Source organism: Streptomyces sp. NPDC001450 (assembly GCF_053597295.1).
Genome location: NZ_JBSFHY010000009.1, coordinates 63,014 through 87,716 on the forward strand (window position 1 = coordinate 63,014; position 24,703 = coordinate 87,716).

At 69.4% G+C, this 24,703-nt stretch carries 14 protein-coding genes and 1 pseudogene; 10 read left to right on the forward strand and 5 right to left on the reverse strand.

The genetic code is table 11. From position 1 onward, the window contains the following. Positions 1-199 precede the first annotated feature (199 nt). On the reverse strand, positions 200-1,729 hold the full coding sequence (locus ACWC5O_RS12195) for a helix-turn-helix domain-containing protein (RefSeq protein ID WP_450586541.1): 1,530 nt from the start codon (positions 1,727-1,729) through the stop codon (positions 200-202). A 149-nt stretch (positions 1,730-1,878) separates the two neighbouring features. After that, positions 1,879-2,211, reverse strand: coding sequence for a hypothetical protein (locus tag ACWC5O_RS12200; protein ID WP_450586543.1), 333 nt, complete (start codon positions 2,209-2,211; stop codon positions 1,879-1,881). Positions 2,212-2,456: 245 nt separating this feature from the next. Between ACWC5O_RS12200 and acnA the strand changes: the two genes are divergently transcribed. Then, positions 2,457-5,174, forward strand: a complete 2,718-nt coding sequence (gene acnA, locus ACWC5O_RS12205) for an aconitate hydratase AcnA (RefSeq protein ID WP_450586545.1) — start codon at positions 2,457-2,459, stop codon at positions 5,172-5,174. A gap of 145 nt (positions 5,175-5,319) precedes the next feature. Beyond that, positions 5,320-6,798, forward strand: a complete 1,479-nt coding sequence (locus tag ACWC5O_RS12210; protein ID WP_450586547.1) for a HAMP domain-containing sensor histidine kinase — start codon at positions 5,320-5,322, stop codon at positions 6,796-6,798. On the opposite strand, the gene ACWC5O_RS12215 is transcribed toward ACWC5O_RS12210, so the two are convergent. Continuing rightward, entirely contained in the window at positions 6,776-9,427 is a 2,652-nt protein-coding gene (locus tag ACWC5O_RS12215; RefSeq protein ID WP_450586549.1) for a SpoIIE family protein phosphatase, read from the reverse strand. The two genes, ACWC5O_RS12210 and ACWC5O_RS12215, sit on opposite strands and share 23 nt — an antisense overlap. Before the next feature lie 457 nt (positions 9,428-9,884). Between ACWC5O_RS12215 and ACWC5O_RS12220 the strand changes: the two genes are divergently transcribed. The 3 genes and pseudogenes from ACWC5O_RS12220 to ACWC5O_RS12230 all read left to right on the forward strand — a co-directional run bounded on the left by ACWC5O_RS12220 (position 9,885) and on the right by ACWC5O_RS12230 (position 13,815). Further along, a complete protein-coding gene (locus ACWC5O_RS12220; protein ID WP_450586551.1) occupies positions 9,885-10,025 on the forward strand; it encodes a lytic polysaccharide monooxygenase in 141 nt (46 codons plus the stop codon). 42 nt (positions 10,026-10,067) lie between these two features. Then, positions 10,068-10,208: pseudogene (locus ACWC5O_RS12225) on the forward strand (cellulose binding domain-containing protein); the annotation flags it as partial. Between the two features lie 340 nt (positions 10,209-10,548). Then, the gene (locus tag ACWC5O_RS12230; protein WP_450586552.1) at positions 10,549-13,815 is read left to right on the forward strand and encodes a GH92 family glycosyl hydrolase; all 3,267 of its coding nucleotides are present in this window, start codon (positions 10,549-10,551) and stop codon (positions 13,813-13,815) included. 55 nt (positions 13,816-13,870) lie between these two features. On the opposite strand, the gene ACWC5O_RS12235 is transcribed toward ACWC5O_RS12230, so the two are convergent. Further along, positions 13,871-17,674, reverse strand: a complete 3,804-nt coding sequence (locus ACWC5O_RS12235; RefSeq protein WP_450586554.1) for a GH92 family glycosyl hydrolase — start codon at positions 17,672-17,674, stop codon at positions 13,871-13,873. A gap of 342 nt (positions 17,675-18,016) precedes the next feature. On the opposite strand from ACWC5O_RS12235, the gene ngcE reads away from it, so the two are divergent. From ngcE to ACWC5O_RS12250, 3 genes are read left to right on the forward strand one after another with little or no spacing between them, the layout of a single operon-like run. Beyond that, the gene (gene ngcE, locus ACWC5O_RS12240) at positions 18,017-19,462 is read left to right on the forward strand and encodes an N-acetylglucosamine/diacetylchitobiose ABC transporter substrate-binding protein (protein WP_450586555.1); all 1,446 of its coding nucleotides are present in this window, start codon (positions 18,017-18,019) and stop codon (positions 19,460-19,462) included. A gap of 28 nt (positions 19,463-19,490) precedes the next feature. Continuing rightward, positions 19,491-20,417, forward strand: a complete 927-nt coding sequence (locus tag ACWC5O_RS12245) for a carbohydrate ABC transporter permease (RefSeq protein WP_450586795.1) — start codon at positions 19,491-19,493, stop codon at positions 20,415-20,417. Between the two features lie 4 nt (positions 20,418-20,421). Further along, entirely contained in the window at positions 20,422-21,345 is a 924-nt protein-coding gene (locus ACWC5O_RS12250) for a carbohydrate ABC transporter permease (RefSeq protein ID WP_450586556.1), read from the forward strand. A gap of 9 nt (positions 21,346-21,354) precedes the next feature. On the opposite strand, the gene ACWC5O_RS12255 is transcribed toward ACWC5O_RS12250, so the two are convergent. Beyond that, a complete protein-coding gene (locus ACWC5O_RS12255; RefSeq protein WP_450586557.1) occupies positions 21,355-21,603 on the reverse strand; it encodes a hypothetical protein in 249 nt (82 codons plus the stop codon). A gap of 575 nt (positions 21,604-22,178) precedes the next feature. Here ACWC5O_RS12255 and ACWC5O_RS12260 point away from each other — a divergent pair. Together ACWC5O_RS12260 and ACWC5O_RS12265 are read left to right on the forward strand one after the other, a co-directional pair. Beyond that, positions 22,179-23,390: an ROK family transcriptional regulator gene (locus ACWC5O_RS12260; protein WP_450586558.1), complete on the forward strand. Its 1,212-nt coding sequence runs from the start codon at positions 22,179-22,181 to the stop codon at positions 23,388-23,390. 134 nt (positions 23,391-23,524) lie between these two features. Next, positions 23,525-24,628 carry a sugar ABC transporter substrate-binding protein gene (locus tag ACWC5O_RS12265; protein ID WP_450586797.1) on the forward strand — a complete coding sequence of 368 codons (1,104 nt, stop codon included), beginning with the start codon at positions 23,525-23,527 and terminating at the stop codon, positions 24,626-24,628. Positions 24,629-24,703: the final 75 nt, after the last annotated feature.

The following is a 24,703-nucleotide window of genomic DNA, read 5'->3' on the forward strand; positions in this document are numbered from 1 at the left end:
TGGCTCGGCCACCATGTGCGGCACTCGGCATTACGACGTTCTGCGGCACTCGACGCGACTCCGCGTAGACCGGTCCGATCGGGAGCACGCCGGTCGAGGCCCCAAATCCCAGAAAAGTCTCAGAGGCGACGTCGCGCAGCCTCCCGACCCGAATTCGTCCTGGTCAGGAGGCGCGAGGCGACGTTCCTTCGAAGGATGCTCAGATGTCCCGGAAGATCTCGATCTGCGCCCCGATCGAGTTCAGGCGCTCCGCGAGGTCCTCGTAACCCCGGTTGATGACGTACACGTTGCGCAGGACCGACGTGCCCTCGGCCGCCATCATCGCCAACAGGACGACCACGGCGGGGCGCAGGGCGGGCGGGCACATCATTTCCGCGGCGCGCCAGCGGGTCGGGCCCTCGACCAGGACCCGGTGCGGGTCCAGCAACTGCAGACGGCCGCCGAGGCGGTTGAGGTCGGTCAGGTAGATCGCGCGGTTGTCGTAGACCCAGTCGTGGATCAGCGTCTTCCCCTGCGCGACCGCCGCGATGGCCGCGAAGAACGGGACGTTGTCGATGTTCAGGCCCGGGAAGGGCATGGGGTGGATCTTGTCGATGGGCGCCTCCAGTTTGGAGGGGCGGACCGTGAGGTCCACCAGGCGCGTACGGCCGTTGTCCGCGAAGTACTCGGGGCTGCGGTCGTGGTCGAGGCCCATCTCCTCCAGGACCGCCAGCTCGATCTCCAGGAACTCGATGGGGACGCGGCGGACGGTCAGTTCCGACTCCGTGACGACCGCGGCGGCCAGCAGGCTCATCGCCTCGACCGGGTCCTCGGAGGGGGAGTAGTCGACGTCGACGTCGATGTTCGGCACGCCGTGGACGGTGAGCGTGGTGGTGCCGATGCCCTCGACCTTGACTCCCAGCGCCTCCAGGAAGAAGCAGAGGTCCTGGACCATGTAGTTGGAGGAGGCGTTGCGGATGACCGTCACGCCGTCGTGCCGGGCGGCGGCCAGCAGCGCGTTCTCGGTCACGGTGTCGCCGCGCTCGGTCAGCACGATCGGGCGGTCGGGGCGGACCGTGCGGTCGACCTGCGCGTGGTACTGACCCTCGGTGGCGGCGATGTCCAGACCGAACCGGCGCAGCGCGATCATGTGCGGCTCGATGGTCCGCGTGCCGAGGTCGCAACCACCGGCGTACGGCAGCTTGAAGGCGTCCATGCGGTGCAGCAGCGGGCCCAGGAACATGATGATCGAGCGGGTGCGTACGGCCGCCTCCGCGTCGATCGCCGCCATCTCCAGCTCGGCCGGCGGCACCAGTTCCAGGTCGACCCCGTCGTTGATCCAGCGGGTGCGCACGCCGATGGAGTTGAGCACCTCCAGCAGGCGGTACACCTCCTCGATCCGGGCCACCCGGCGCAGCACCGTGCGCCCCTTGTTCAGCAGCGAGGCGCACAGCAGGGCGACGCACGCGTTCTTGCTGGTCTTCACGTCGATGGCGCCGGAGAGCCGACGGCCGCCGACCACACGCAGGTGCATCGGACCCGCATAGCCCAGGGACACGATCTCGCTGTCGAGGGCCTCACCGATGCGGGCGATCATCTCAAGGCTGATGTTCTGGTTCCCGCGCTCGATGCGGTTGACCGCGCTCTGACTGGTGCCGAGCGCCTCCGCGAGCTGCGTCTGTGTCCAGCCACGGTGTTGCCGGGCGTCACGGATGAGCTTGCCGATGCGTACGAGGTAGTCGTCTGCCATGAGGTTGAGGTTATCTCAGATATGAGATGGCGCCTGTTGGGGGGTCCATTCGGGTGACGGGACGTCAGTGACCAGCGCAGATGCGGGTGATGTGGGACGATATGGGGGGTTCGTCCGGTACTTGTCCAATGTTCTGGTTTCTCTCGTAATCACACGGATGCAGCGCAAATCCTCGCGTACTCCCGGGCGAAGAACAGTGGCGGCTCGAAGCGGACCGCCGGCACGGGGTCCGTCGCGTGCACCGGTACGGCGGGCGCGACGACGTGACGAACCCGCTCGACGCCGCCGTGCTCGTCGCGCACCTCCAGCACTCCCGGCTCCGGGCAGTGCCACGCGAACTCCGTGACGTCCTCCCCCAGGGCGTTGGCCACCGTGCCGGTACCCCGCCCGTCGTCGAGGAGCGCCAGCCCGGACGCCTCCATCACTCCGTAGGCGAAGGGGGAGCTGTCCCAGTGGCCGATCAGTGCGGTATCGAGAGGCATGTGGCGATCTTCGCCCATCGTCCTGTGGCCGACGCCACCGAAAAACGGCAGGCCGGGCCCGGCCGGAACATGACCAGCCAGCCCTCATGTACTAGAGTTATCTCGACATCGAGATATCTGCCGAGGCGCACCGCAGCCGCCACTCCAGTAAGGGTTACCTAACTTAGCCTTACCTTGGCGGATCGGCCAAGACGGCGTGGCGGCAGGATTGCGGTGGTACGCGCACATCAATGAAGGAGACTGTCGTGTCGGCGAACAGCTTCGACGCCCGCAGCACGCTGCAGGTGGGCGACGAGTCGTACGAGATCTTCCGGCTGGACAAGGTGGAGGGCTCCGCTCGCCTGCCGTACAGCCTCAAGATCCTGCTGGAGAACCTGCTCCGCACGGAGGACGGCGCGAACATCACCGCCGACCACATCCGCGCCCTCGGCAACTGGGACTCGCAGGCCCAGCCCTCGCAGGAGATCCAGTTCACGCCGGCCCGCGTGATCATGCAGGACTTCACCGGCGTTCCCTGTGTCGTGGACCTCGCGACCATGCGTGAGGCCGTGAAGGAGCTGGGCGGCGACCCGGCGAAGATCAATCCGCTGGCGCCGGCCGAGCTGGTCATCGACCACTCCGTCATCGCCGACAAGTTCGGCACGAACGACGCCTTCAAGCAGAACGTCGAGCTGGAGTACGGCCGCAACAAGGAGCGCTACCAGTTCCTGCGCTGGGGCCAGACCGCCTTCGACGAGTTCAAGGTCGTCCCGCCGGGCACCGGCATCGTCCACCAGGTCAACATCGAGCACCTCGCGCGTACCGTCATGGTCCGAGGCGGGCAGGCCTACCCCGACACCCTCGTCGGCACCGACTCGCACACCACCATGGTCAACGGCCTCGGTGTGCTGGGCTGGGGCGTCGGCGGCATCGAGGCCGAGGCCGCCATGCTCGGCCAGCCGGTCTCCATGCTCATCCCGCGCGTCGTCGGCTTCAAGCTGACCGGCGAGCTGCCCGCCGGCACCACCGCCACCGACCTGGTGCTGACCATCACCGAGATGCTCCGCAAGCACGGCGTGGTCGGCAAGTTCGTCGAGTTCTACGGCGAGGGCGTGGCCGCCACCTCCCTCGCGAACCGTGCCACCATCGGCAACATGTCGCCGGAGTTCGGCTCCACCGCCGCGATCTTCCCGATCGACGACGAGACCCTGAAGTACCTGCGTCTGACCGGCCGCAGCGACCAGCAGGTCGCGCTCGTCGAGGCGTACGCCAAGGAGCAGGGCCTCTGGCTGGACCCGAAGGCCGAGCCGGACTTCTCCGAGAAGCTCGAGCTGGACCTGTCGACGGTCGTCCCGTCGATCGCCGGCCCGAAGCGCCCGCAGGACCGCATCGTCCTCGCCAACGCCGCCGAGCAGTTCAAGCGCGACGTCCTCAACTACGTCTCCACCGCCGACGAGGCGGGCGAGGAGTCCTTCCCGGCCTCCGACGCCCCGGCCGTCCACCCGAACGGTGCCCCGTCCAACCCGGTCCAGGTCACCGCCCCCGACGGCACGACCTACACCCTCGACCACGGTGCGGTGACGGTCGCGGCCATCACCTCCTGCACCAACACCTCGAACCCGTACGTCATGGTCGCCGCCGCGCTGGTGGCCAAGAAGGCGGTCGAGAAGGGCCTGACCCGCAAGCCGTGGGTCAAGACCACCCTCGCCCCGGGCTCGAAGGTCGTCACCGACTACTTCGACAAGGCGGGCCTCACCCCGTACCTCGACAAGGTCGGCTTCAACCTCGTCGGTTACGGCTGCACCACCTGCATCGGCAACTCCGGCCCGCTGCCGGAGGAGGTCTCCAAGGCCGTCAACGACCACGACCTCGCGGTCACCTCGGTCCTCTCCGGCAACCGGAACTTCGAGGGCCGGATCAACCCCGACGTCAAGATGAACTACCTGGCCTCCCCGCCGCTGGTCGTCGCGTACGCCCTCGCGGGCTCCATGAAGGTGGACATCACCAAGGACGCCCTCGGCACCGACCAGGACGGCAACCCGGTCTACCTGACCGACATCTGGCCGACCGAGGCCGAGGTCAACGACGTCGTGGCGAACGCCATCGGCGAGGACATGTTCAACAAGTCCTACCAGGACGTCTTCGCGGGCGACGCCCAGTGGCAGTCCCTGCCGATCCCGACCGGCAACACCTTCGAGTGGGACCCGCAGTCGACCTACGTGCGCAAGCCCCCGTACTTCGAGGGCATGACGATGGAGACCACCCCGGTCACCGACATCGCCGGTGCCCGTGTGCTCGCCAAGCTGGGGGACTCGGTCACCACCGACCACATCTCCCCGGCCGGCGCCATCAAGGCCGACACCCCGGCGGGCAAGTACCTCACCGAGCACGGTGTCGAGCGTCGTGACTTCAACAGCTACGGCTCGCGCCGCGGCAACCACGAGGTCATGATCCGCGGTACGTTCGCCAACATCCGCCTGCGCAACCAGATCGCGCCGGGCACCGAGGGCGGCTACACCCGCGACTTCACGCAGGCCGACGCGCCGGTGTCGTTCATCTACGACGCCTCCCGCAACTACATCGAGCAGGGCATCCCGCTGGTCGTCCTGGCCGGCAAGGAGTACGGCTCCGGCTCGTCCCGTGACTGGGCCGCCAAGGGCACCGCGCTCCTCGGCGTCAAGGCCGTCATCGCCGAGTCGTACGAGCGGATCCACCGCTCGAACCTCATCGGCATGGGCGTGCTCCCGCTCCAGTTCCCGGAGGGCGCCTCCGCCGAGTCCCTCGGTCTGACCGGCGAGGAGACCTTCTCCTTCACCGGCGTCGAGGAGCTCAACAACGGCACCACGCCGCGCACGGTCAAGGTCACCACCGACACCGGTGTCGAGTTCGACGCGGTCGTCCGCATCGACACCCCCGGTGAGGCCGACTACTACCGCAACGGCGGCATCATGCAGTACGTGCTGCGCAGCCTGATCCGCAAGTAGGCGACAGCGCACGGCGGTACAGGGCCGCATCCCCGGTGACGGGGGTGCGGCCCTTCGCCGTGTGCGAGCCGGGTACGGCGAAGGTCATCACCCACCCTCAGACGGAACACAGGCTTCCCCCAGCGAACCGGGACAGGATCGGTACATGAGCAGCCGCCGCCCCTGGGCCCGCTCGCTGCGCACACGCCTGCTGGTCCTCATCACCGTCGCCCTCGTGGGCGTGTGCGCCGCGCTCGCCCTCACCACCGTCCTCGCCCAGCGCGCCTATCTCATGGGCACCCTGGACGACCGGGTGAACGACGCCGCCGAACGCAGCGTGGGCGGGGCCGCACTCCACCCCGAACTCCCCGCCGACCTCGCCTTCCTCGGCGAGGGCGGCCACACCGAGGGGCTGCTCGCCGCCCGGCCGGATGCCGCCGGGCACCTCGTCTCCGCCGCGGTCGTCACCCGGGACGCGGCCCCGCGCACCCTCACCCCCGCCCAGCGCGCCGCCCTCGCCGGCATCCGGGCCGACGGCTCGGCGCACACCCGGACGGTGCCCGGACTCGGCACCTACCGGGTCACCACGCTCGACGCGAGCGGCATCCGCGTCCTCACCGGCCTGCCCATGGACGACGTCCGGGCCACACTCGGCCGGCTGGTCGAGATCGAGGCGATCGTCGGGGCCGCCTGGCTCGCGCTCGCCGGCGGCATCTGCGCGGTCGTCATCCGCAGGCAGCTGCGCCCGCTCGACCGGGTCGCCGCCACCGCCGTCGAGGTCTCCCGGGTCCCGCTCGGCCACGGCCACGTCACCGCGCTGCCCCGGGTGCCCGAACGCGACACCGACCCCGGCAGCGAGGCCGGCCAGGTCGGCGCCGCCCTCAACCGGATGATCGACCACGTCGAGGCCTCGCTCGCCGAGCGCCGGCGCGGCGAGGAACGCATGCGCCGCTTCGTCGCCGACGCCAGCCACGAACTGCGCACCCCGCTCACCTCCATCGCCGGGTACGCGGAGCTGATGAACCGTGTCGCCCCCGACCTGGCCTGGCGCCGCGTCCTCACCGAGTCGGCCCGCATGACGGACCTGGTCGAGGACCTGCTGCTGCTCGCCCGCCTCGACGAGGGACACCCCCTGCAGACCGCCGAGGTGGACCTCGCCGCCGTCGTCGCCGAGGCCGTCCGGGACGCCCGGGCGGCCGGCGCCGATCACGTCTGGCAGCTCGACCTCAGGCCGGACACCCCGGCGTCCGTCACCGGGGACGCGGCCAGGCTGCACCAGGTGGTGGCCCACCTGCTGGCCAACGCGCGCACGCACACCCCGCCCGGTACGACGGTCACCGCCACCGTCGAGTCCACCGCCGGCCGCCACCTGATCCGCGTCCGCGACGACGGCCCCGGAATCCCGCCCGACCTGCTCCCGACCGTCTTCGAACGCTTCACCCGGGCCGACACCTCACGCTCCCGGGCGCCCGGATCCCGGGGTGGTTCGGGCCTCGGGCTCGCGATCGCCGCGGGGATCACCGCGGCGCACGGCGGCGGCATCAGCGTGACCAGCGCCCCGGGCCGGACCGAGTTCACGATCGAACTCCCCGCGACCGCTCGGCAGCTCTGCCGCAAGCCCCTCACTCCGCAAGGAGCCCCGTGAGGTCCGGCAGCGCCACCTCGGCCCAGATCACCTTGCCCTGCGGTGTGTACCGGGTGCCCCAGCGCTCGGTCATCTGCGAGACCAGGAACAGACCCCGGCCGCCCTCGTCGGTCGTCGCGGCGTAGCGCAGATGCGGCGAGGTGCTGCTGCCGTCGGACACCTCGCAGACCAGTGTGCGGTCACGGATCAGCCGGACATGGATCGGCTCGGAGCCGTAGCGGATGGCATTGGTGATCAGCTCGCTCAGCACCAGTTCCATGCCGAAGCCCAGCTCGGCCAGGCCCCACTCCTCCAGCTTCTCGGACACGGCGCCGCGCATCCCCGAGACGGCGGCCGGGTCGCGCGGCACGTCCCAGTCGGCCACGTTCTCGGGCGGCAGCGCCCGGGTGCGCGCGATGAGCAGGGCGACGTCGTCCTTGGGCCGCTCGGGCAGCAGCTCGTCCAGCACCGCCTGGCAGCTCTCCTCCGGCGTCCGGTCGGGGTGCCCCGCCAGCGCCTGGCGCAGCAGCTCCATGCCCACGTCCAGGTCGCGCCTGCGGTCCTCGATGAGCCCGTCGGTGTAGAGCACGAGCTGGGTGCCCTCGGCCAGCTCCAGCTCGGCGGTCCGGAACGGCATGCCGCCGAGGCCCAGCGGCGGCCCGCCCGGCAGCTCGGGGAAGGTGACGCTGCCGTCGGGGTGGACCAGCGCGGGCGCCAGGTGCCCCGCACGCGACATGACACAGCGGCGCGTCACCGGGTCGTAGATCGCGTACAGACAGGTGGCGCCGACGATCTCCCCGGCCGGCTCCGCACACGACGACTCGTCCTGGTCGATGCGGCCCACCAGGTCGTCCAGATGGCTGAGCAGCTCGTCGGGCGGCAGGTCGAGCGTGGAGAAGTTGTGCACCGCGGTCCGCAGCCGGCCCATCGTCGCGGCCGCGTGCAGACCGTGCCCGACCACGTCTCCGACGGCCAGTGCCACCCGGCTCCCCGGCAGAGGGATCACATCGAACCAGTCGCCGCTCACACCCGAATGGGCGGGGAGGTACCGGTAGCCGACCTCCAGGGCGCTCTGCTCGGGCAGGGCCCGCGGCAGCAGGCTGCGCTGGAGGGTGACCGCCAGGGCGTGCTCGCGGGTGTACCGGCGGGCGTTGTCGATGCTGACGGCGGCCCGGGCCACCAGCTCCTCGGCGAGCGACAGCTCCTCCTCGTCGAAGGCGTCCTGCTTGGACCGCCAGAAGTTGACCACGCCCAGCACGACACCGCCGGCCTTGATCGGGGCGGCGATGAGCGAGTGGATGCCGAAGTCGATGATCTGCCGGGCCCGTCTCGGGTCCTGTGCCTGCCAGCCCGGTGCGGCCGACAGGTCGGTCACCAGCTCGGAGTGGCCGGCGCCGTAGCCGCGCGCCTGCGGGGTGGAGGGCAGGAAGTCGATCAGCCGGCCCTTCTCGTAGAGCGGGTGGTCGTCCCGGACGCCGTTCACGGCGACGCGCCGCATGGCCGTCGCGGTGGGGGCCGGCTCCTCTCCGTGCAGCACGGCGTCGGCCACGTCCACGGTGACGAAGTCGGCGAAGCGCGGGACGGCGAGCTGCGCCAGCTCTTCGGCCGTACGGACCACGTCGAGGGTGGTGCCGACGCCCAGTCCCGCGTCGTACAGCAGCTCGAGCCGCTCCCGGGCGGCCTCCGCCCTGCCGGACACCGCCTGCAGCTCGGTGGAGTCGCGGAGCGTCACCACGGTGCCCCTGGGGCCTCCCGCGCGGTCCGTCGGCCGCTGGTTGACCGCCAGCAGCCGTCCCCCGGCGAAGTGCACCTCGTCGGTGGCCTCGCGCCCGGAGACCAGCAGCTCCGTCATCTCCGGGTCGAGGACCGACAGCTCGCGCACGTCCCGCCCCTCGGCCTCGGGGGGCAGCTCCAGCAGCCGCCTGGCCTCGTCGTTGGCCAGCAGCAGCAGCCCGTCGTCAGCGACGATCAGCACGCCTTCCCGCACCGAGTGCAGCACCGTGTCGTGGTGCTCGTACATGCGGGTCATCTCGGCAGGAGCCAGGCTGTGGGTCTGCCGCCGCAGCCGCCTGCCCACCAGTGCCGTTCCACCGGTCGACACCACGAGCGCTCCGGCCCCGGCGGCCAGGATGATCGGCAGCTGCCGGTTCACCTCGCTGGTCACGTTCTTGACCTTCAGCCCGGCGGAGACGAGGGCGACCACCTTGCCGTTCTTGTCCTTGATCGGCACGGTCGCCTGGACCTCGTGGCCGAGCGGGCCGTGCACGCTCTCGGTGTAGACCTTCCCGGCCAGCGACGGTCCGATCTGGCCCACGAACCGATGGCCGATCTTGCTCGGCAGGGGGTGGGTGTAGCGGATCCCCTTGGTGTCCATGACCACGATGAAGTCGACGCCCGCGCTCTTGCGCCCCGCCTCGGTGAGCGGCTGGAGCACCTTCGACGGTTCGGGGGTCTGCAGGGCCTGGAGGACGCCAGGAGAGTGCGCGAAGGTCTGCGCGACGGCGATGGACCGCCGCTTGGCCTCCGTGCTGGTGTCACGTTCCGACTGCAGGACAAGGGCGATGACGGCGCAGACCACAAGCACCACCACCAGCGCCACCTGAAGGACGAAGACCTGCCCGGCGACGCTACGGGGGCTCTTGCCGCTCATCGCACGTCTTGAGAGGTGCCTGAATCGGGCCAAAAGGTCCCACATGCGATATTTCTAGCACCGGCCTTTCCGGGTGACTACGGCTGGTCCGAGCGATGGACATCACATCCCGGCCGGTACGCCGGTCCGTGTGCCACAGCGCCGGCGGCAGGCGTTTACACCTGGCGCCGTGCGCGCTAGCTTCACGCACAGGGTGGGAGCGCTCCCAAAGGTCCCGAGGGCCCCGGCGCGGCCCGGGTGGACCGGAACCCGCCCGGATCGCGCGGGCGCTCCCGCCCTGCCTTCCTACGGTACGACGGAGACCGCACCCGAGGCAGAAGTGTCATGTCTGCGAAAATCGGCACGGGCCTCCCATGGCGTTCGCGATCACCACACCCGGCCCGTGGCGGAGCCATTCTCCCGACCCTTCCGGCCCTGCTCACCGCCCTCCCCGGCCTCGGTCCGATCCTGGTTCCCGGTGCTCCGCTCGGACGGCGCCGGCCGCACCCGCCGCTTCGTGCAGGACGGCAAGCTGTGCAGCGGCGGCACCCCCGGCTTCACCGGCTTCGGCCTGGTCCGCGACGACTGGCCGGTGACCCGTCTGACCGCGGGCGCGTAGCGCTCGGACAGCACGGGGGCCGGCCTCCGGGACGGCAACGCCACCTGCACCGGACAGGACGTGATGGTCCACAGCGCCGACTGGAACGGCTCGCTGAGTCCGGGGCGGAGCGCGGCCTTCGGCTACGCCGTCCAGGGCTCCGGCGGTGAGGACTCCGCACCCCTTCCCTGTCAGGTCGGTTGAGTCGCTCTGGGCGGACCCGGTGGCCGTGCACACCGGGTCCGCGAGCCGGGCAGGCGAGGGGGTGAGTCCCTGCCCGGGTGGTGCTGGCTTGTGGCGGCGAGGCCTTGGGCGGGCCTCTGCCGTGCGGGGCGCGACAACGTTGTCGAATGGTCTGTACATGACTTTACCGCCTCAACCGACAACGATGTCAAGCCACTTGGGGTAGCCCGACCGGGTGATCCCGGCGCGCGCCTGGCGGGGCGTACGCGGTCTTCCGTGCTACGGGTGGCGCACGTTAGTGTCCCTGCGGCTTGTGCGACCTGTGGTGCGCGACCCATCCGTCAGGAGGAAGGGCCGCGCCATGCGATTCCGTCCCACGTCCCTGCTGCTGGCCGCGGTGCTCGCGACCGGCGGTGCCACCCCCGCCCTCGCGGCGACCGCAGCTCCCCCCGGCCTGGTCAAGGACCCGACCCCGTACGTCGATCCGCTGATCGGCACCAGGAACGGCGGCAACGTCTTCCCGGGCGCCGTCGTGCCGTTCGGCATGTTCTCCTTCAGCCCGGAGAACACCAGAGGCAACGCCACCGGCACCGCCGCACCCGGCGGCTACCAGTACGACGCCACCCGCATCCGCGGCTTCAGCCTGACCCACATGTCCGGCACCGGCTGCGCGGGCGGCAGCGGCGACATCCCGCTCTTCCCGTACGCGGGCGAGGTCACGTCCTCCCCGGCGAGCGACACCAAGGACGCCCTCTACGCCGCGGACTTCCGTCACGCCGACGAGACCGCCGAGCCCGGCCACTACAAGGTGGGCCTCGCCTCGGGCGTCACCGCCGACCTCACCGCGACCACCCGCACCGGCTCGGCCCGCTTCACCTACCCGGCCGACAAGCCCGCCTCGCTGCTCGTGCGCACCGCCAACTCCGAGGTGGGCTCGGCGGATTCGAAGGTCACCGTCGACCCGGCGACCCGCACCGTCTCCGGCTCCGTCACCTCCGGGAACTTCTGCGGCTACCTCGACCCGGAGGGCCGGCGCTCCTACTACACCCTGTACTTCACCGCCCGCTTCGACCGGGCCTTCACGGCCACCGGTACCTGGCAGGACGACAAGCTGAGCCCCGGCTCACGGGAGGCCTCCGGCGGCACGGGCGGCTTCTCGCACGGCGGCCGGCCGGTCGCGGGCAAGGGCGCCGGAGCGTACGTGCAGTTCGCGCCCGGCACCGGACCGGTGAACGTCAAGGTCGGCATCTCCTACGTCAGCCAGGCGGGCGCCGAGGCGAACCTCGCCGCGGAGAACCCGCAGGGCCGCTCCTTCGACGCCGTCGCGGACGCGGCGCGGCGCGCCTGGCGCGACCGGCTGGACGCGGTCCGCGTCGGCGGCGGCACCGACGCCGAGCGCACCACCTTCTACACGGCGCTGTACCACTGCCTGCTGCATCCGAACGTCATCAGTGACGCCGACCGCAGATACCGCGGTGCGGACGGCCGGCCGCACACCGTCGACCGTCGCCATCACGCGCAGTACGGCACCTTCTCCGGCTGGGACGTCTACCGCGACCAGGTGCAGCTGCTCACCCTCCTCGACCCGCGCACCGGCTCCGACATCGCCCAGTCGCTGTACGAACTCGCCGGGCAGAACGGCGGGGTCTGGGACCGCTGGCTGCACGGCGCGAGCGGCACCCACGTCATGAACGGCGACCCCTCGCCCACCGCACTGGCCGGCATCCACGCCTTCGGCGGCACCGGCTTCGACCTCAAGGGTGCCCTGGACTCGCTGGTCAAGGCGGCGACCGTACCCACGCGGCAGGACCTGTCCGCGGCCGGCAAGCCGGTGCTGTCGGTGGGCCAGCGCCCGTCGCTCGACAAGTACCTCAAGCTGCACTACATGCCGAGCGTCTCCAACGCCTGGGGCGGCGCCGCGGAGACCCTGGAGATGTCCACCGCGGACTTCTCCCTCGCCCAACTCGCCTCGGCGGCAGGAGAGAAGGACACGGCGGCCGCCTTCGCCCGCCGCGCCCAGTGGTGGCAGAACAACTTCGACATCGCGGCCGGCCCGAGCGGCGGCTACGTCGCCAACCGCAAGGCCGACGGCAGCTGGGTCACCGGCTTCACGCCCGACACCGGCAACGGCTTCGTGGAGGGCACGGCCGCCCAGTACACCTGGATGGTCCAGCACAACCCGGCGGGCCTGTTCGCGGCGATGGGCGGCACGGACAAGGCGCTGGCCCGGCTCGACGACTTCTTCCACACCAGCGACGGCGGCTGGGCCTTCACCGGCCAGGGCGGCACCAAGTCCGAGCTGGACAACGAGCCCTCCGTCAACGTGCCCTACCTGTACGACTACGCGGGCGCCCCCTACAAGACGCAGGAGACCGTCCGCGCGGCGATGCGGCAGCTCTGGTCGACCGAGCCGGGTGGCATCCCCGGCAACGACGACCTCGGCGCGATGTCGTCCTGGTACGTCTTCTCCGCGCTCGGCATGTACCCGCAGGTGCCCTCCCGGGCCGAACTCGTCCTCGCCTCACCGCTGTTCGAGCGCATCGAGATCGACCGCCCGCAGGGCAACGACATCTCCGTGCACGCGACCGGGGCGGCGGCCGACGCGCCGTACGTCCAGTCCCTGAAGGTCGACGGACGGGCCGGCGACCGGCCATGGCTGCCCGCCTCCTTCGTGCGCGACGGCGGCCGTCTCGACTACACCCTCGCCACCACCCCGAACCGCACCTGGGGCGCGGCCTGCCCGCCGCCGTCCTTCCGGGAGGGCGAGCAGCCGTACCAGATCGGCGTCGGCCCCACCGCCGCCACGGTCGCACCCGGTGACCGCACGAAGATCGGCATCCGCGCGCTGGCGCTCGGCGGCGGCACCGGCCCGGAGGTGCGCTTCCGGGTCGAAACCCCCTCCGGTGTCACGGCCACGCCCGCCGAGGGCACGGTCACCGACGGCTCCCAGGAGATCACCCTCACCGCGGCCGACGACGCCACCCAGGGCTTCTACGCCGTCAAGGTCACGGTGACCTCGGGCGACACCTCCTACGGGCAGCCGGTCTCCCTCACCGTGGCCGCACCGGGCACCCTGCTCGCCGCCTACAACAACACCGGCGTCTCCGACGACGAGGGCGAGCACGACGAGGCCGACTACGACGGCGGCGGCTGGAGCTACTCCCGTCAGGCCCTCGCCGCGGCCGGCCTCGCTCCGGGCGGGCAGGGCACGGTCGACGGCCTGACCTTCACCTGGCCGGGCTCGCCCGCGGGCCGCCCCGACAACGCCTCGGCCACCGGCCAGACCGTCGAACTCGCCAAGCCCGCGAGCAAGTTGTCCTTCATCGGCAGCGCGGTCAACGGCAACCAGCAGGCCAAGGCGACCGTGACCTACACCGACGGCACCACCGACACCGTCGACCTCTCCTTCACGGACTGGACCGTCGGCGGCGGGGGCGGCACCGTCCAGTACGGCAACGAGGTCGTCGCCAAGACCGCGTACCGCAACGTCGCGGGCGCCGACAAGGACCCGGTGACGACGTACGTCTTCGCCACCAAGCCGTTCGCGGCGCCGGCCGGCAGGACCGTCAGGAGTGTCCGGCTGCCGGAGAACACGGACCTGCACGTGTTCACCCTCGCCACCGGCTGAGCGCACACGCCAGGGGGCGGACCCGAGCGGGCCCGCCCCCTTTGCCGTGCCGTGGTCAGGCCAGCAGTTCCACCTCCGCCAGCGTCGACTCGCCGTCGAGGACCAGGCGGTACTTCGCGTACGAGCCCGGTGCGGCGACGGTGAACGCCCGGGTCTGGCGGTCCCAGGTGAACGACTCGCCAGAACGGTGGTCCAGGGTCTTCCAGGTCGTGCCGTCCGTGGAGCCCTGCAGGGTCCAGCCGGCCGGCGCCTTGGTGTGGTCGGCCGACGAGGTCAGGGTGTACTGGACGGCCCGGGTGGCGGCGCCGACCGGCAGGTCCACCGAGGTGACCGTGGCGCTCGTCGCCGACGTGTTGTCGAACAGGGCGCCGTCACCCTCGAGCACGTCCGCGCGGGGCGTCGGCACCTTGTCGTCCTGGGTGATGGAGACCGGCGCCGCGTTCCTGCCCGTGCCCCAGGTCGAGGGCTTGGACCCCATGAAGAACTCCAGCACCCCGCCCTTGGCCAGCAGCGAGTGGGGGAGCGAAGTCGACGTCCAGGGACGGCCGTTGACCTTCACGCCCTGCACGTACACGTTCTGCGCGCTGTTGCGCGGCGCCCTGATCACCAGGTCCCGGCCGTTCTCCAGGTGCACGGTCGCCTTCGTGAACAGCGGGGAGCCGATGGCGTACTCGCCGCTGCCCATGACCAGCGGGTAGAAGCCCAGCGACGAGAAGAGGTACCAGGCCGACTGCTCGCCGTTGTCCTCGTCGCCGTGGTAGCCCTGCCCGATCTCGCTGCCGGTGTAGAGCCGGGACAGTGCCTCGCGGACGTACGCCTGCGCCTTCCAGGGTTCGGCGGCCGCGTCGTACATGTAGATCACGTGGTGCGCGACCTGGTTGGAGTGGCCGTACATGCCCATCCGGACGTCCCGGGCCTCGGTCATCTCGTGGATGACACCGCCGTAGGAGCCGACGAAGTCCGGCGAGGCGGTCTCGGGGGTGGCGAAGTACTCGTCGAGCTTGTCCGCGAGGCCGTTGCGGCCGCCGTACAGGTTGGCCAGGCCCCGGCTGTCCTGCGGGGCGGTGAAGGCGTAGCCCCAGCCGTTGGTCTCCGTGTAGTCGTAGCCCCACACGCGCGGGTCGTACTTCGCGGAGTCCACGCGCCAGGCCCCCTTGGCGTCACGGCCCTGGAAGAAGCCCGCCTTGGAGTCGAAGAGGTTCACGTAGTCCCGGGCGCGGTTGAGGAAGTACCGCGACTCCTCCTGGTAGCGCTTCTCGCCGGTCTGCCTGTAGAGGGCCTCGCCCATCTTCGCGATGCCGTAGTCGTTGACGTAGCCCTCCATCGCCCACGACAGGCCCTCGTGCGTGTCGGTGCTGGTGTAGCCGAGGAACGGCGAGGTGCTCATGCCCTTGCGGCCCACGCCCGAGGAGGGCGGAACGACCGTCGCGTTCTTGACCGCCGCGTCGTACGCCGCCTTCGCGTCGAAGGCCACGCCCTTGACGTACGCGTCGGCGAACGCCACGTCCGAGGAGGTGCCGGTCATCAGGTCCGCGTAACCGGGGGAGGACCAGCGCGAGGTCCAGCCGCCGTCCTTGTACTGCTGCACGAACCCGTCGACCATCTCACCCGCCTGGGACGGCGTCAGGAAGGAGTAGGCCGGCCAGGTGGTCCGATAGGTGTCCCAGAAGCCGTTGTTGACGTACACCTTGCCGTCGACGATCTTCGCACCGGTGTGCGTCGGGGTGTCCGGGCCCGGCATGGGGGAGAAGGGCGAGGCGTACTGGTCCTTGCCGCCGACCTTCTCGAAGCCGGAGTTCGGGTACAGGTACAGCCGGTACATGCTGGAGTACAGCGTGGTCAGCTGGTCCGGGGTCGCCCCCTCCACCTCGACCTTGCCGAGCAGCCCGTCCCAGGTCCGCTGGGCCTGCTTCTTCACCGTGTCGAAGGACGTGCCGTCCGGGATCTCCTGGCGCAGGTTCTCCTTCGCCTGGTCGACGCTGATCAGGGAGGTGGCCAGACGCAGCGTGACCGTGCGGTCGGCACCCGCGTCGAAGCGCAGAAAGCCCTTGACCCCGCTGGAGCCGCCGTCCGTCACCGGCTTGTCGAAGACGCCGTACACGAACAGCCGGGTGGCACCCGTCGAGAGGCCCGACTTCACGTCCGAGTAGCCGGTGACGATCCCGTGTTCCCTGTCCAGGGTCAGGCCCGCCTGCTCGGTGACGTTGTCGAACAGCACGCTCGCGTCGTCGCCGGGGTAGGTGAAGCGCAGCACGGCCGCGTGGTCGGTCGGCGTCATCTCCGCCTTCAGGCCGTTCTCGAACCTGACGCCGTAGTAGTAGGGCCGCGCGGTCTCGTTCTCGTGCCGGAAGGCCAGCTCCCGTGTCCCGGGGTCGGTTTCCGGGGTGCCGGACACGGCGGACGGCATCAGCTGGAAGGTCTGCCGGTCGCCCATCCACGGGCTCGGTTCATGGCTCGCGCTGAACGCCTGGATCGTCGGCAGGTTGTCGTCGTTGTTCGCGCGTGCGTACTCGTACAGCCAGCTCAGCGAGGACGCGTTGGTCACCGGCGTCCAGAAGTTGAAGCCGTGGGGGAGGGCCGTGGCCGGGAAGTCGTTGCCGCGCGAGAAGCTGCCGCTGGAGTTGGTGCCACGGGTGGTCAGCGCGTAGTCCGACAGATGCGCCTTGGGCTTCTCGGGAGCCACCGGCCTGAGCGCCACGTCGTCTATCCAGCCCCGGAACTTCGCCGGGCCGTTCGGGGAGTCGTACGCCACCAGGATCCGGTCGACGGTCTTGCCGGCCGCCACCGAGCCGATCCGCGAGAGCACGTTGTTCCACTGGTTGACGTACAGCACCTTCGCCGCGCCCTGCCCGCGCGGCGACAGCGGGAAGCCGTGCTGGTCCCGCGCGCCCAGGCCGCTCAGCCAGGTGCCGTCGGTGAAGGCCAGGTCCACGGAGACGTTCGTGGCGTCGTAGTCGCGGTCGCCGTCGGCCATCGACGGGAAGATGCGGTACGACAGCTGGGTGTCGGCGCCGACCTTCACGTTCACGTCGAAGACCTTGTTGTACGAGTACGCCCGGCCGGCCGCCGTGTGCCGCCCGGCGTAGCGCAGGGCCCGCTTGCCGGTGAAGCCGGCCCGCGCCTTGGCCGTGGGCGAGCCGCTCGGGCCCTTGTCGACCAGCGACAGCATGTCCTGCGGCACCGGGCCGCCCCCGCCGCCGGTCGAGAACTGCATGTCGGCGATCTGCAGGATGTCCGGGGCGCCGTTGTTCCGCGTCACGTCCAGCCGGAAGAACTGGTACTCGCCCGGCTCGGCCAGGTCGTACGACTTCGTCTGGAAGCGCTCCGAGAAGGACTCGCCGGAGCGGGTGTCGATCGGCTTCCAGTCCTTGCCGTCCGTCGAGCCCCTGAGCGTCCAGTCCCTCGGGTCGCGCTCGTCGAAGTCGTTGGCGGAGGTGAGCGCGTACGTCACCAGCTTGACGGGCTTGTCCAGGTCGAACTCGACCCAGCCGGTGGGCTGGAAGGTCAGCCACTTGGTGCCGGGCTCGCCGTCGACGAGATTCTCCTTCACCTCGCCCGCGCCCTCGTTCTCGCCGCTGGCCCGGACCTCGGTCACATGGTCGGTGACATTGCCCGGAATGCCCGTGCTGTAGCCGCCGTCCACGCCCGAGGAGCGCTTGCTCCCGTCCGGCGCCGTGTCGACGGTGTTCAGCCAGTCGGGCGCCGGGTCACCGGCCTCGAACGAGGATGCGAACTCCTGGTCGGCGGCCGCGGTCCTGGCCGGCTGGGCGACCGCGGCGCCCTGCGCGCCGACGGCCATGACAAAGGCGGCCGTGAGGACGACCGCCGGACCGTATCTGTGCCGAGTTCTCCGCTGCATCTACGGATTCCCCTCCTGCGCCCCGCTCTGGACAACGTTGTCAACATCGATGCGCAGGAACCAGTAGGTGGTCAAGTGGCCCTTGATGTCAAGGGTGTTGGGTGTAGCGTTCAGGGGCCCGTGTCGCCTGTTTTTCCGCCGCGGCACCCACAGGTCGCTCATATTTCCGAGAGGTCTCAACTCGGAAAAGACCCACCGCCAACCTTGCATTCGATCTTGCTCCGCTGGCGGGAAGTGGACTATACCTGTCGGCGTTTCCCGCATGACCCTGCACTACCCGACAGCGGTGCCGGGGAGGATCCGGTTCACCGCCTGAGTCCTGGAGAAGGCGAGGACTTGAGCATGGGATCCACTGCGCACCACGGTGGCGAAGGCGTCGGCCGCCGCGATCTGATCAAGCGTTCGGCCGCGCTCGGTCTGGTGGCGGCCCCCGGAATGGGTCTGCTGTCCGCCTGCGCGAGCAGCGGCGGCGGCGGCCAGGACAAGGCGAAGGCGGGCAAGAAGACCGCGAAGAACCCGCTCGGCGTCAACGAGACGGCGAAGATGGAATTCGTCCTCTTCGACGGCGGCTTCGGCAAGGAGTACGCCCAGGACGCCGTGAAGATCTACCAGAAGGACTTCCCCAAGGCGACGGTGAAGTTCTCCGCCACCCAGAAGATCCAGTCCACCCTGCAGCCCCGCTTCAACCAGGGCAACCCGCCGGACCTCATCGACAACTCCGGCGCCGAGCAGATGGACATGGGCGTCCTCGTCGGCAAGAACCAGCTGGCGGACCTCACCCCGCTGCTGGACGCGCCGTCGTACGACGACCCGGGCAAGAAGGTCCGCGACACGCTGCGCCCCGGCATCGTGGAGATGGGCCAGTTCGACGGCAAGCCGGTCTGGATCCTGTACTACGCCTACACGGTCTACGGCGTCTGGTACTCGCAGAAGGCGCTGGACTCCCTGGACGCGGAGTACCCCGAGACCTGGGACCAGATGCTCGCCGTGTGCGAGAAGGCCAAGAAGAAGGGCATGGCGGGCTGGACGTACGCGGGCAAGTACCCGTACTACATCCCCTTCTCGCTGTACCCGATGATCGGCAAGGTCGGCGGCCGCGAGGTACTCGACGCCATCGACAACCTGGAGCCGAACGCCTGGAAGCACCCGGCCGTCAAGGCGTGTTTCGAGGCCTACTACGAGCTCTACAAGAAGGGCTACATCCTCAAGGGCACCCCGGGCCTGGACCACATCCAGTCGCAGACCGCCTGGGCCAAGGGCAAGGCGCTGTTCATCCCGAACGGCTCCTGGGTGGAGAACGAGTCGGCCAACGTCATCCCGGCCGACTTCAACCTCGCCGTCTCCGCGCCCACCGGCATCGACAGCTCGGACAAGATGCCGTTCGGCACCATCTGGGCCTCCGGCGGTGAGCCCTTCGTCGTGCCGGCCAAGGCGGCCAACGCCGAGGGCGGCATGGAGCAGCTGCGCATCATGCTCTCCGAGGCGTCCTCGAAGAACTTCACCGCCAAGGTGAAGTCGCTGACCGCGTACAACGGCGGCACCAGCGGCATCAGCCTCACCCCGGGTCTGAAGTCGGGTGTGGCGGCGCTGGACAAGGCCGGCTCCAACGTGGTGAACCCGCGGCTGCAGGACTGGTACGTGCAGCTGCAGAAGGAGAAGATCGGTGTGGCCGGTCTCGGCGAGATGATGGCCGGCCGACTCACCCCGGCCGAGGCCATCAAGAAGATCCAGGGATTTGCCGACGAGGCCGCCAAGGACACCTCGATCAAGCACTACAAGCACCAGTAACCAGCACCTTTACCGCACCGGAGTGGCGATGCAGCACGGCAAGTACCGGTTCATCGTGGGGTTTCTGGCACTGCCCCTGGGACTGTACGCGCTATTCGTGGTGTGGCCGTTCATCCAGTCCATCTACTACTCGTTCACGGACTGGACCGGCCTCAGCCCCGAATTCAAGATGGTCGGCTTCGACAACTACAAGAGGATGTTCAACGACGACATCTTCTGGAAGTCGTTGCAGCACAGTCTGCTCTTCGCCCTGGTGCTGCCACTGGTGACACTCGGTCTGGCGCTGTTCTTCGCCTTCATGATCAATGTGGGCGGACGACGGAGAAGGGGCGGCCCCGTGATCTCCGGGGTCCGGGGCTCGTCCTTCTACAAGATCGTCTACTTCTTCCCGCAGGTCCTGTCGATCGCGATCGTGTCGTTGCTGTTCGCCTTCGCGTACAACCCGGACAGCGGTGCGATCAACTCACTCCTGCGCGGCATCGGCCTCGACAGCGTCCAGCCGTTGTGGCTCGGCGACCCGAGCCTCGCACTGTGGTGCGTGATGGCGGTGCTCGTGTGGTCCACGGTCGGCTTCTTCGTGGTCCTGTTCTCGGCGGGCATGGCGTCGATCCCGGCCGAGCTGTACGAGGCGGCCCTGCTGGACGGCGCGAGCCGCGCCACCACGTTCTTCCGCGTCACCCTGCCGCTGCTGTGGGACACGGTGCAGTCCGGCTGGGTCTACATGGGCATCCTCGCGCTCGGCGCCGAGTCGTTCGCGGTCGTACAGATCATGACGACCGGGCCGGGCGGTCCCGACTACTCGACCACCGTGATGGTCCTGTACGTGTACCAGAAGGCGTTCCGGGACGGTCAGGCCGCCTACGCCACCACCATCGGCGTCGCCCTGCTCGTCGTCACGCTCGCGTTCGCCGCGATCGTGATGCGGCTGGGCCGTCGCGAGCGGCTGGAGTACTGAAGCGATGAAGACGACCGAGACCTCCGCTCCGCTGCCGGCCGAGTCCGGTGCGACCGTCTCCAAGGTCGACGTGCCGTCGGCGAGGCCCTCAGCCGAGAAGAAAGAGGGCACCGTCCTCAACGTCTTCTCCCACGGCATGCTGATCCTGTGGGCGATCATGGTGGTCATGCCGCTGCTGTGGGCGGTGATGACGTCCTTCAAGGACGACAGCTCCATCTTCGGCTCGCCCTGGTCCCTGCCGGACAAGCTGCACTTCGACAACTGGTCGCGGGCCTGGACCCAGGCCAACATGAGCGACTACTTCCTGAACACCATCCTGGTGGTCGGAGGCTCGCTGATCGGCACCCTGGTCCTCGGCTCGATGGCGGCCTACGTCCTGGCCCGCTTCGACTTCCCCGGCAACCGCTTCATCTACTTCCTGTTCATCGGCGGCATGAGCTTCCCGATCATGCTGGCGCTGGTCCCGCTGTTCTACGTCGTGAACAACATGGGCCTGCTGAACACGATCCACGGCCTGATCCTGGTCTACATCGCGTACTCGCTGCCGTTCACGGTGTTCTTCCTGACCGCGTTCTTCCGCACCCTGCCCACCTCGGTGGCGGAAGCGGCCTTCGTGGACGGCGCCTCGCACACCCGTACGTTCTTCCAGATCATGCTGCCGATGGCCAAGCCGGGCCTGATCAGCGTGGGCATCTTCAACTTCCTGGGCCAGTGGAACCAGTACATGCTCCCGACGGTCCTCAACACCGACCCCGACAAGCGCGTCCTCACCCAGGGCCTGGTCCAGCTGGCGGTCAGCCAGGGCTACAAGGGCGACTGGTCCGGCCTCTTCGCGGGCCTGGTGATGGCGATGCTCCCGGTCCTCGCCGCGTACATCATCTTCCAACGCCAGGTGGTCGCGGGCCTGACGGCGGGCGCGCTGAAGTAGGAAACATCCTCACGAGCGAGCCCAGCTCAGCTGGGCCGCGCTCAGCGGGGGACTGAAGCCTTCCGGAAACATCAGCATGCGCGGGTCCGGCCACACGTTCTCGGGCCCGTGCTCCTCGCAGTGCAGCGCGATCAGGTGGTCCCCTTCCCCGCAGGCCTCGTGCAGGTACGGCCGCCCGTGCGACCGGCAGACGTACCAGACCCTCACACAGTCGTCCTCGTCGCCCGGCTCGTAGAACCCGGGATCACGAACGATCACGGTCACCGGTCCCTGCCGGTTGAACCGGGGGATGGGCCGCGGATCGCACCACGACAGCCGAGCGGGAAGCACCCACCCATCCTGCCGCACACCCGGCCCACCCGGGCCACCGCTTCACCCCCGGCCCTCGAGGCTCGGCCTCTCACCCCCCGGTGGCCGTCGCCCGCTGCCGCGCCGTGCGGACCGGAGCCGGCGGGGTCCCCGCGGCCGGGTAACTTCGCAGCCGCGATTCGTGCGCAGTCCTCCGGGTCTCCGGTCACACCACAGTCGCCCCCGGATTCCGCGGCCGAACGACCCGCCGGTTCCCCTACGGCTTCCGAGTGGTGTGCCTCGCACCCCGTCCCGCGGCCCCGTCCAAGTGGCCTCCCGCCCTGCTCAGGGTGGCATTCACAGGCCCGTGAGGTGTCCGGGGCGGACCACGGAAGTGACAGCGATTTCCGTCAAGTACTTGACTGCGGTAACCCATACAGCCGAGCTTGGAGTTCATAACTTGTAAGTGGCCCGGTTCCGCAGATGTGACCTGGGCCACGGGCGGCGCAGGGGCCGCCCGGCCGATGGCGGGAGTGGATGGGTCGATGGAGACTCCGGGGTCGCAGTCGTCGCTGCACCGAGCCAACCTGGAACGAGTCGTACGGGCAGTGCGGCTGGCCGGGTCGCTCACGCAGGCGGAGATCGCACGGACGACCGGCCTGTCCGCGGCGACGGTCTCCAACATCGTGCGGGAGCTGAAGGACGGCGGGACGGTAGAGGTCACGCCCACGTCGGCGGGCGGGCGAAGGGCCCGCAGCGTGTCGCTGAGCGGCGACGCCGGCATCGTGATCGGCGTCGACTTCGGGCACACACACCTGCGCGTCGCGATCGGGAACCTCGCGCACCAGGTACTGGCCGAGGAGTCCGAGCCGCTGGACGTCGACGCCTCCGCCACCCAGGGTTTCGACCGGGCGGAAGAGCTGGTCAATCGCCTGATCGCGGCAACCGGCGTCGACCGGTCCAAGGTGGCGGGTGTGGGGCTGGGTGTGCCCGGCCCGATCGACGTCGAGTCGGGGACGCTGGGGTCCACCGCGATCCTGCCCGGCTGGGGCGGCACCAAGCCCGCCGAGGAGATGCGCGAGCGCCTCGGCGTGCCCGTGTACGTGGACAACGACGCCAACCTCGGCGCCCTGGGCGAGCTGGTCTGGGGCAGCGGCAAGGGCGTGCGTGATCTTGCCTACATCAAGGTGGCGAGCGGTGTCGGCGCCGGTCTGGTGATCAACGGCAAGATCTATCGCGGCCCGGGCGGCACCGCAGGCGAAATCGGACATATTACACTCGACGAATCCGGTCCGGTCTGCCGTTGCGGCAACCGCGGCTGCCTGGAGACCTTCGCGGCCGCGCGCTACGTGCTCCCGCTGCTCCAGCCCAGTCACGGCACCGATCTGACGATGGAAGGCGTCGTACGGCTGGCCAGGGACGGAGACCCGGGCTGCCGTCGGGTGATCGCCGACGTCGGCCGCCACATCGGCAGTGGAGTGGCCAATCTCTGCAACCTTCTGAACCCGAGCCGGGTGGTCCTGGGCGGTGATCTCGCCGAGGCCGGAGAGCTCGTTCTCGGGCCCATCAGGGAGTCTGTCGGCCGCTATGCCATCCCTAGTGCGGCGCGCCAACTGTCCGTTCTCCCGGGGGCACTTGGGGGCCGTGCGGAGGTGCTCGGAGCGCTCGCTCTCGCGCTCAGCGAGATGGGTGATTCGACCCTTTTGGACGGCTCTGCGGTCGGCTCACTGTCCGCGGCCGCGCCTGCCTTCACTTAGAGAACGGATGGCACCGTTGCCATCTCGTTAAGGATTTACTTCTTGACGTCGCACGTGTGGCCGAGTTGACTTCCAGCCACCTCGGCCGCAACGACGCGGCCTCGTCAGGGAGGTTTCAAAGAGTGAACATGCGTATGCGTCGTGCGGCCTTCGCCGTTGCTGCTGGTGCCATGGCCGTCTCGCTGGCCGCCTGTGGCAGCGCCAAGGAGTCCAAGGGCAGCGACAGCTCTTCCTCGGCGTCCGCCAAGAAGGGCGACAACATCAAGGTCGGTCTCCTGCTTCCGGAGAACAAGACCGCCCGTTACGAGAAGTTCGACAAGCCGCTGATCGAGAAGAAGATCATGGAGCTGACGAACAACAAGGCGGACTTCCAGTACAACAACGCCCGCCAGGACGCGAACCTGCAGGCGCAGCAGGTCGACACCATGATCACCAACAAGGTGGACGTCCTGATCGTGGACGCGGTGGACGCCAAGGCCATCCAGAACTCCGTCCAGAAGGCCGTGGACGCCGGCATCAAGGTCGTCGCGTACGACCGCCTCGCCGAGGGCCCGATCAGCGCCTACACCTCGTTCGACAACGAGGAGGTCGGCAAGACCCAGGGTGAGGCCCTGCTGAAGGCGCTGGGCAGCAAGGCCACCAAGTCCTCCAAGATCGTCATGGTCAACGGCTCGGTGACCGACCCGAACGCCGCCATGTTCAAGAAGGGCGCGCACTCCGTCCTCGACGGCAAGGTCACCATCGCCAAGGAGTACGACACCAAGGAGTGGTCGCCGGACAACGCCAACTCCGAGATGGAGTCGGCGATCTCCGCGGTCGGCAAGGGCAAGATCGCGGGTGTCTACTCCGCGAACGACGGCATGGCCGGCGGTATCATCACCGCCCTGAAGGCCGCGGGCCTCTCCGTCCCGGTCACCGGCCAGGACGCCGAGCTGGCCGGTGTGCAGCGCATCGTCGCCGGTGAGCAGTACATGAGCGTCTACAAGCCGTACGCCCCCGAGGCCGACGCCGCCGCCGAGATGGCCGTCGCGCTCGCCCAGGGCAAGTCGCTCGACTCGGTCGCCAAGGACAAGGTCTCCTCCGGCTCCGCCAAGGACGTCCCGTCGGTCCTGGTCCCGGTCACCTCGCTGACCAAGGACAACATCAAGGACACCGTCATCAAGGACGGCGTCTACACGGCCGCCGACATCTGCACGGGCAAGTACAAGTCCGCCTGCGGCAAGCTCGGCATCAACTAAGCAGTCCCAAGTCCCTTCCCGGTCATGGGCGTTCGCTCCCCGAACGCCCGTCCGGGACCGGACGGACTGCCCCAG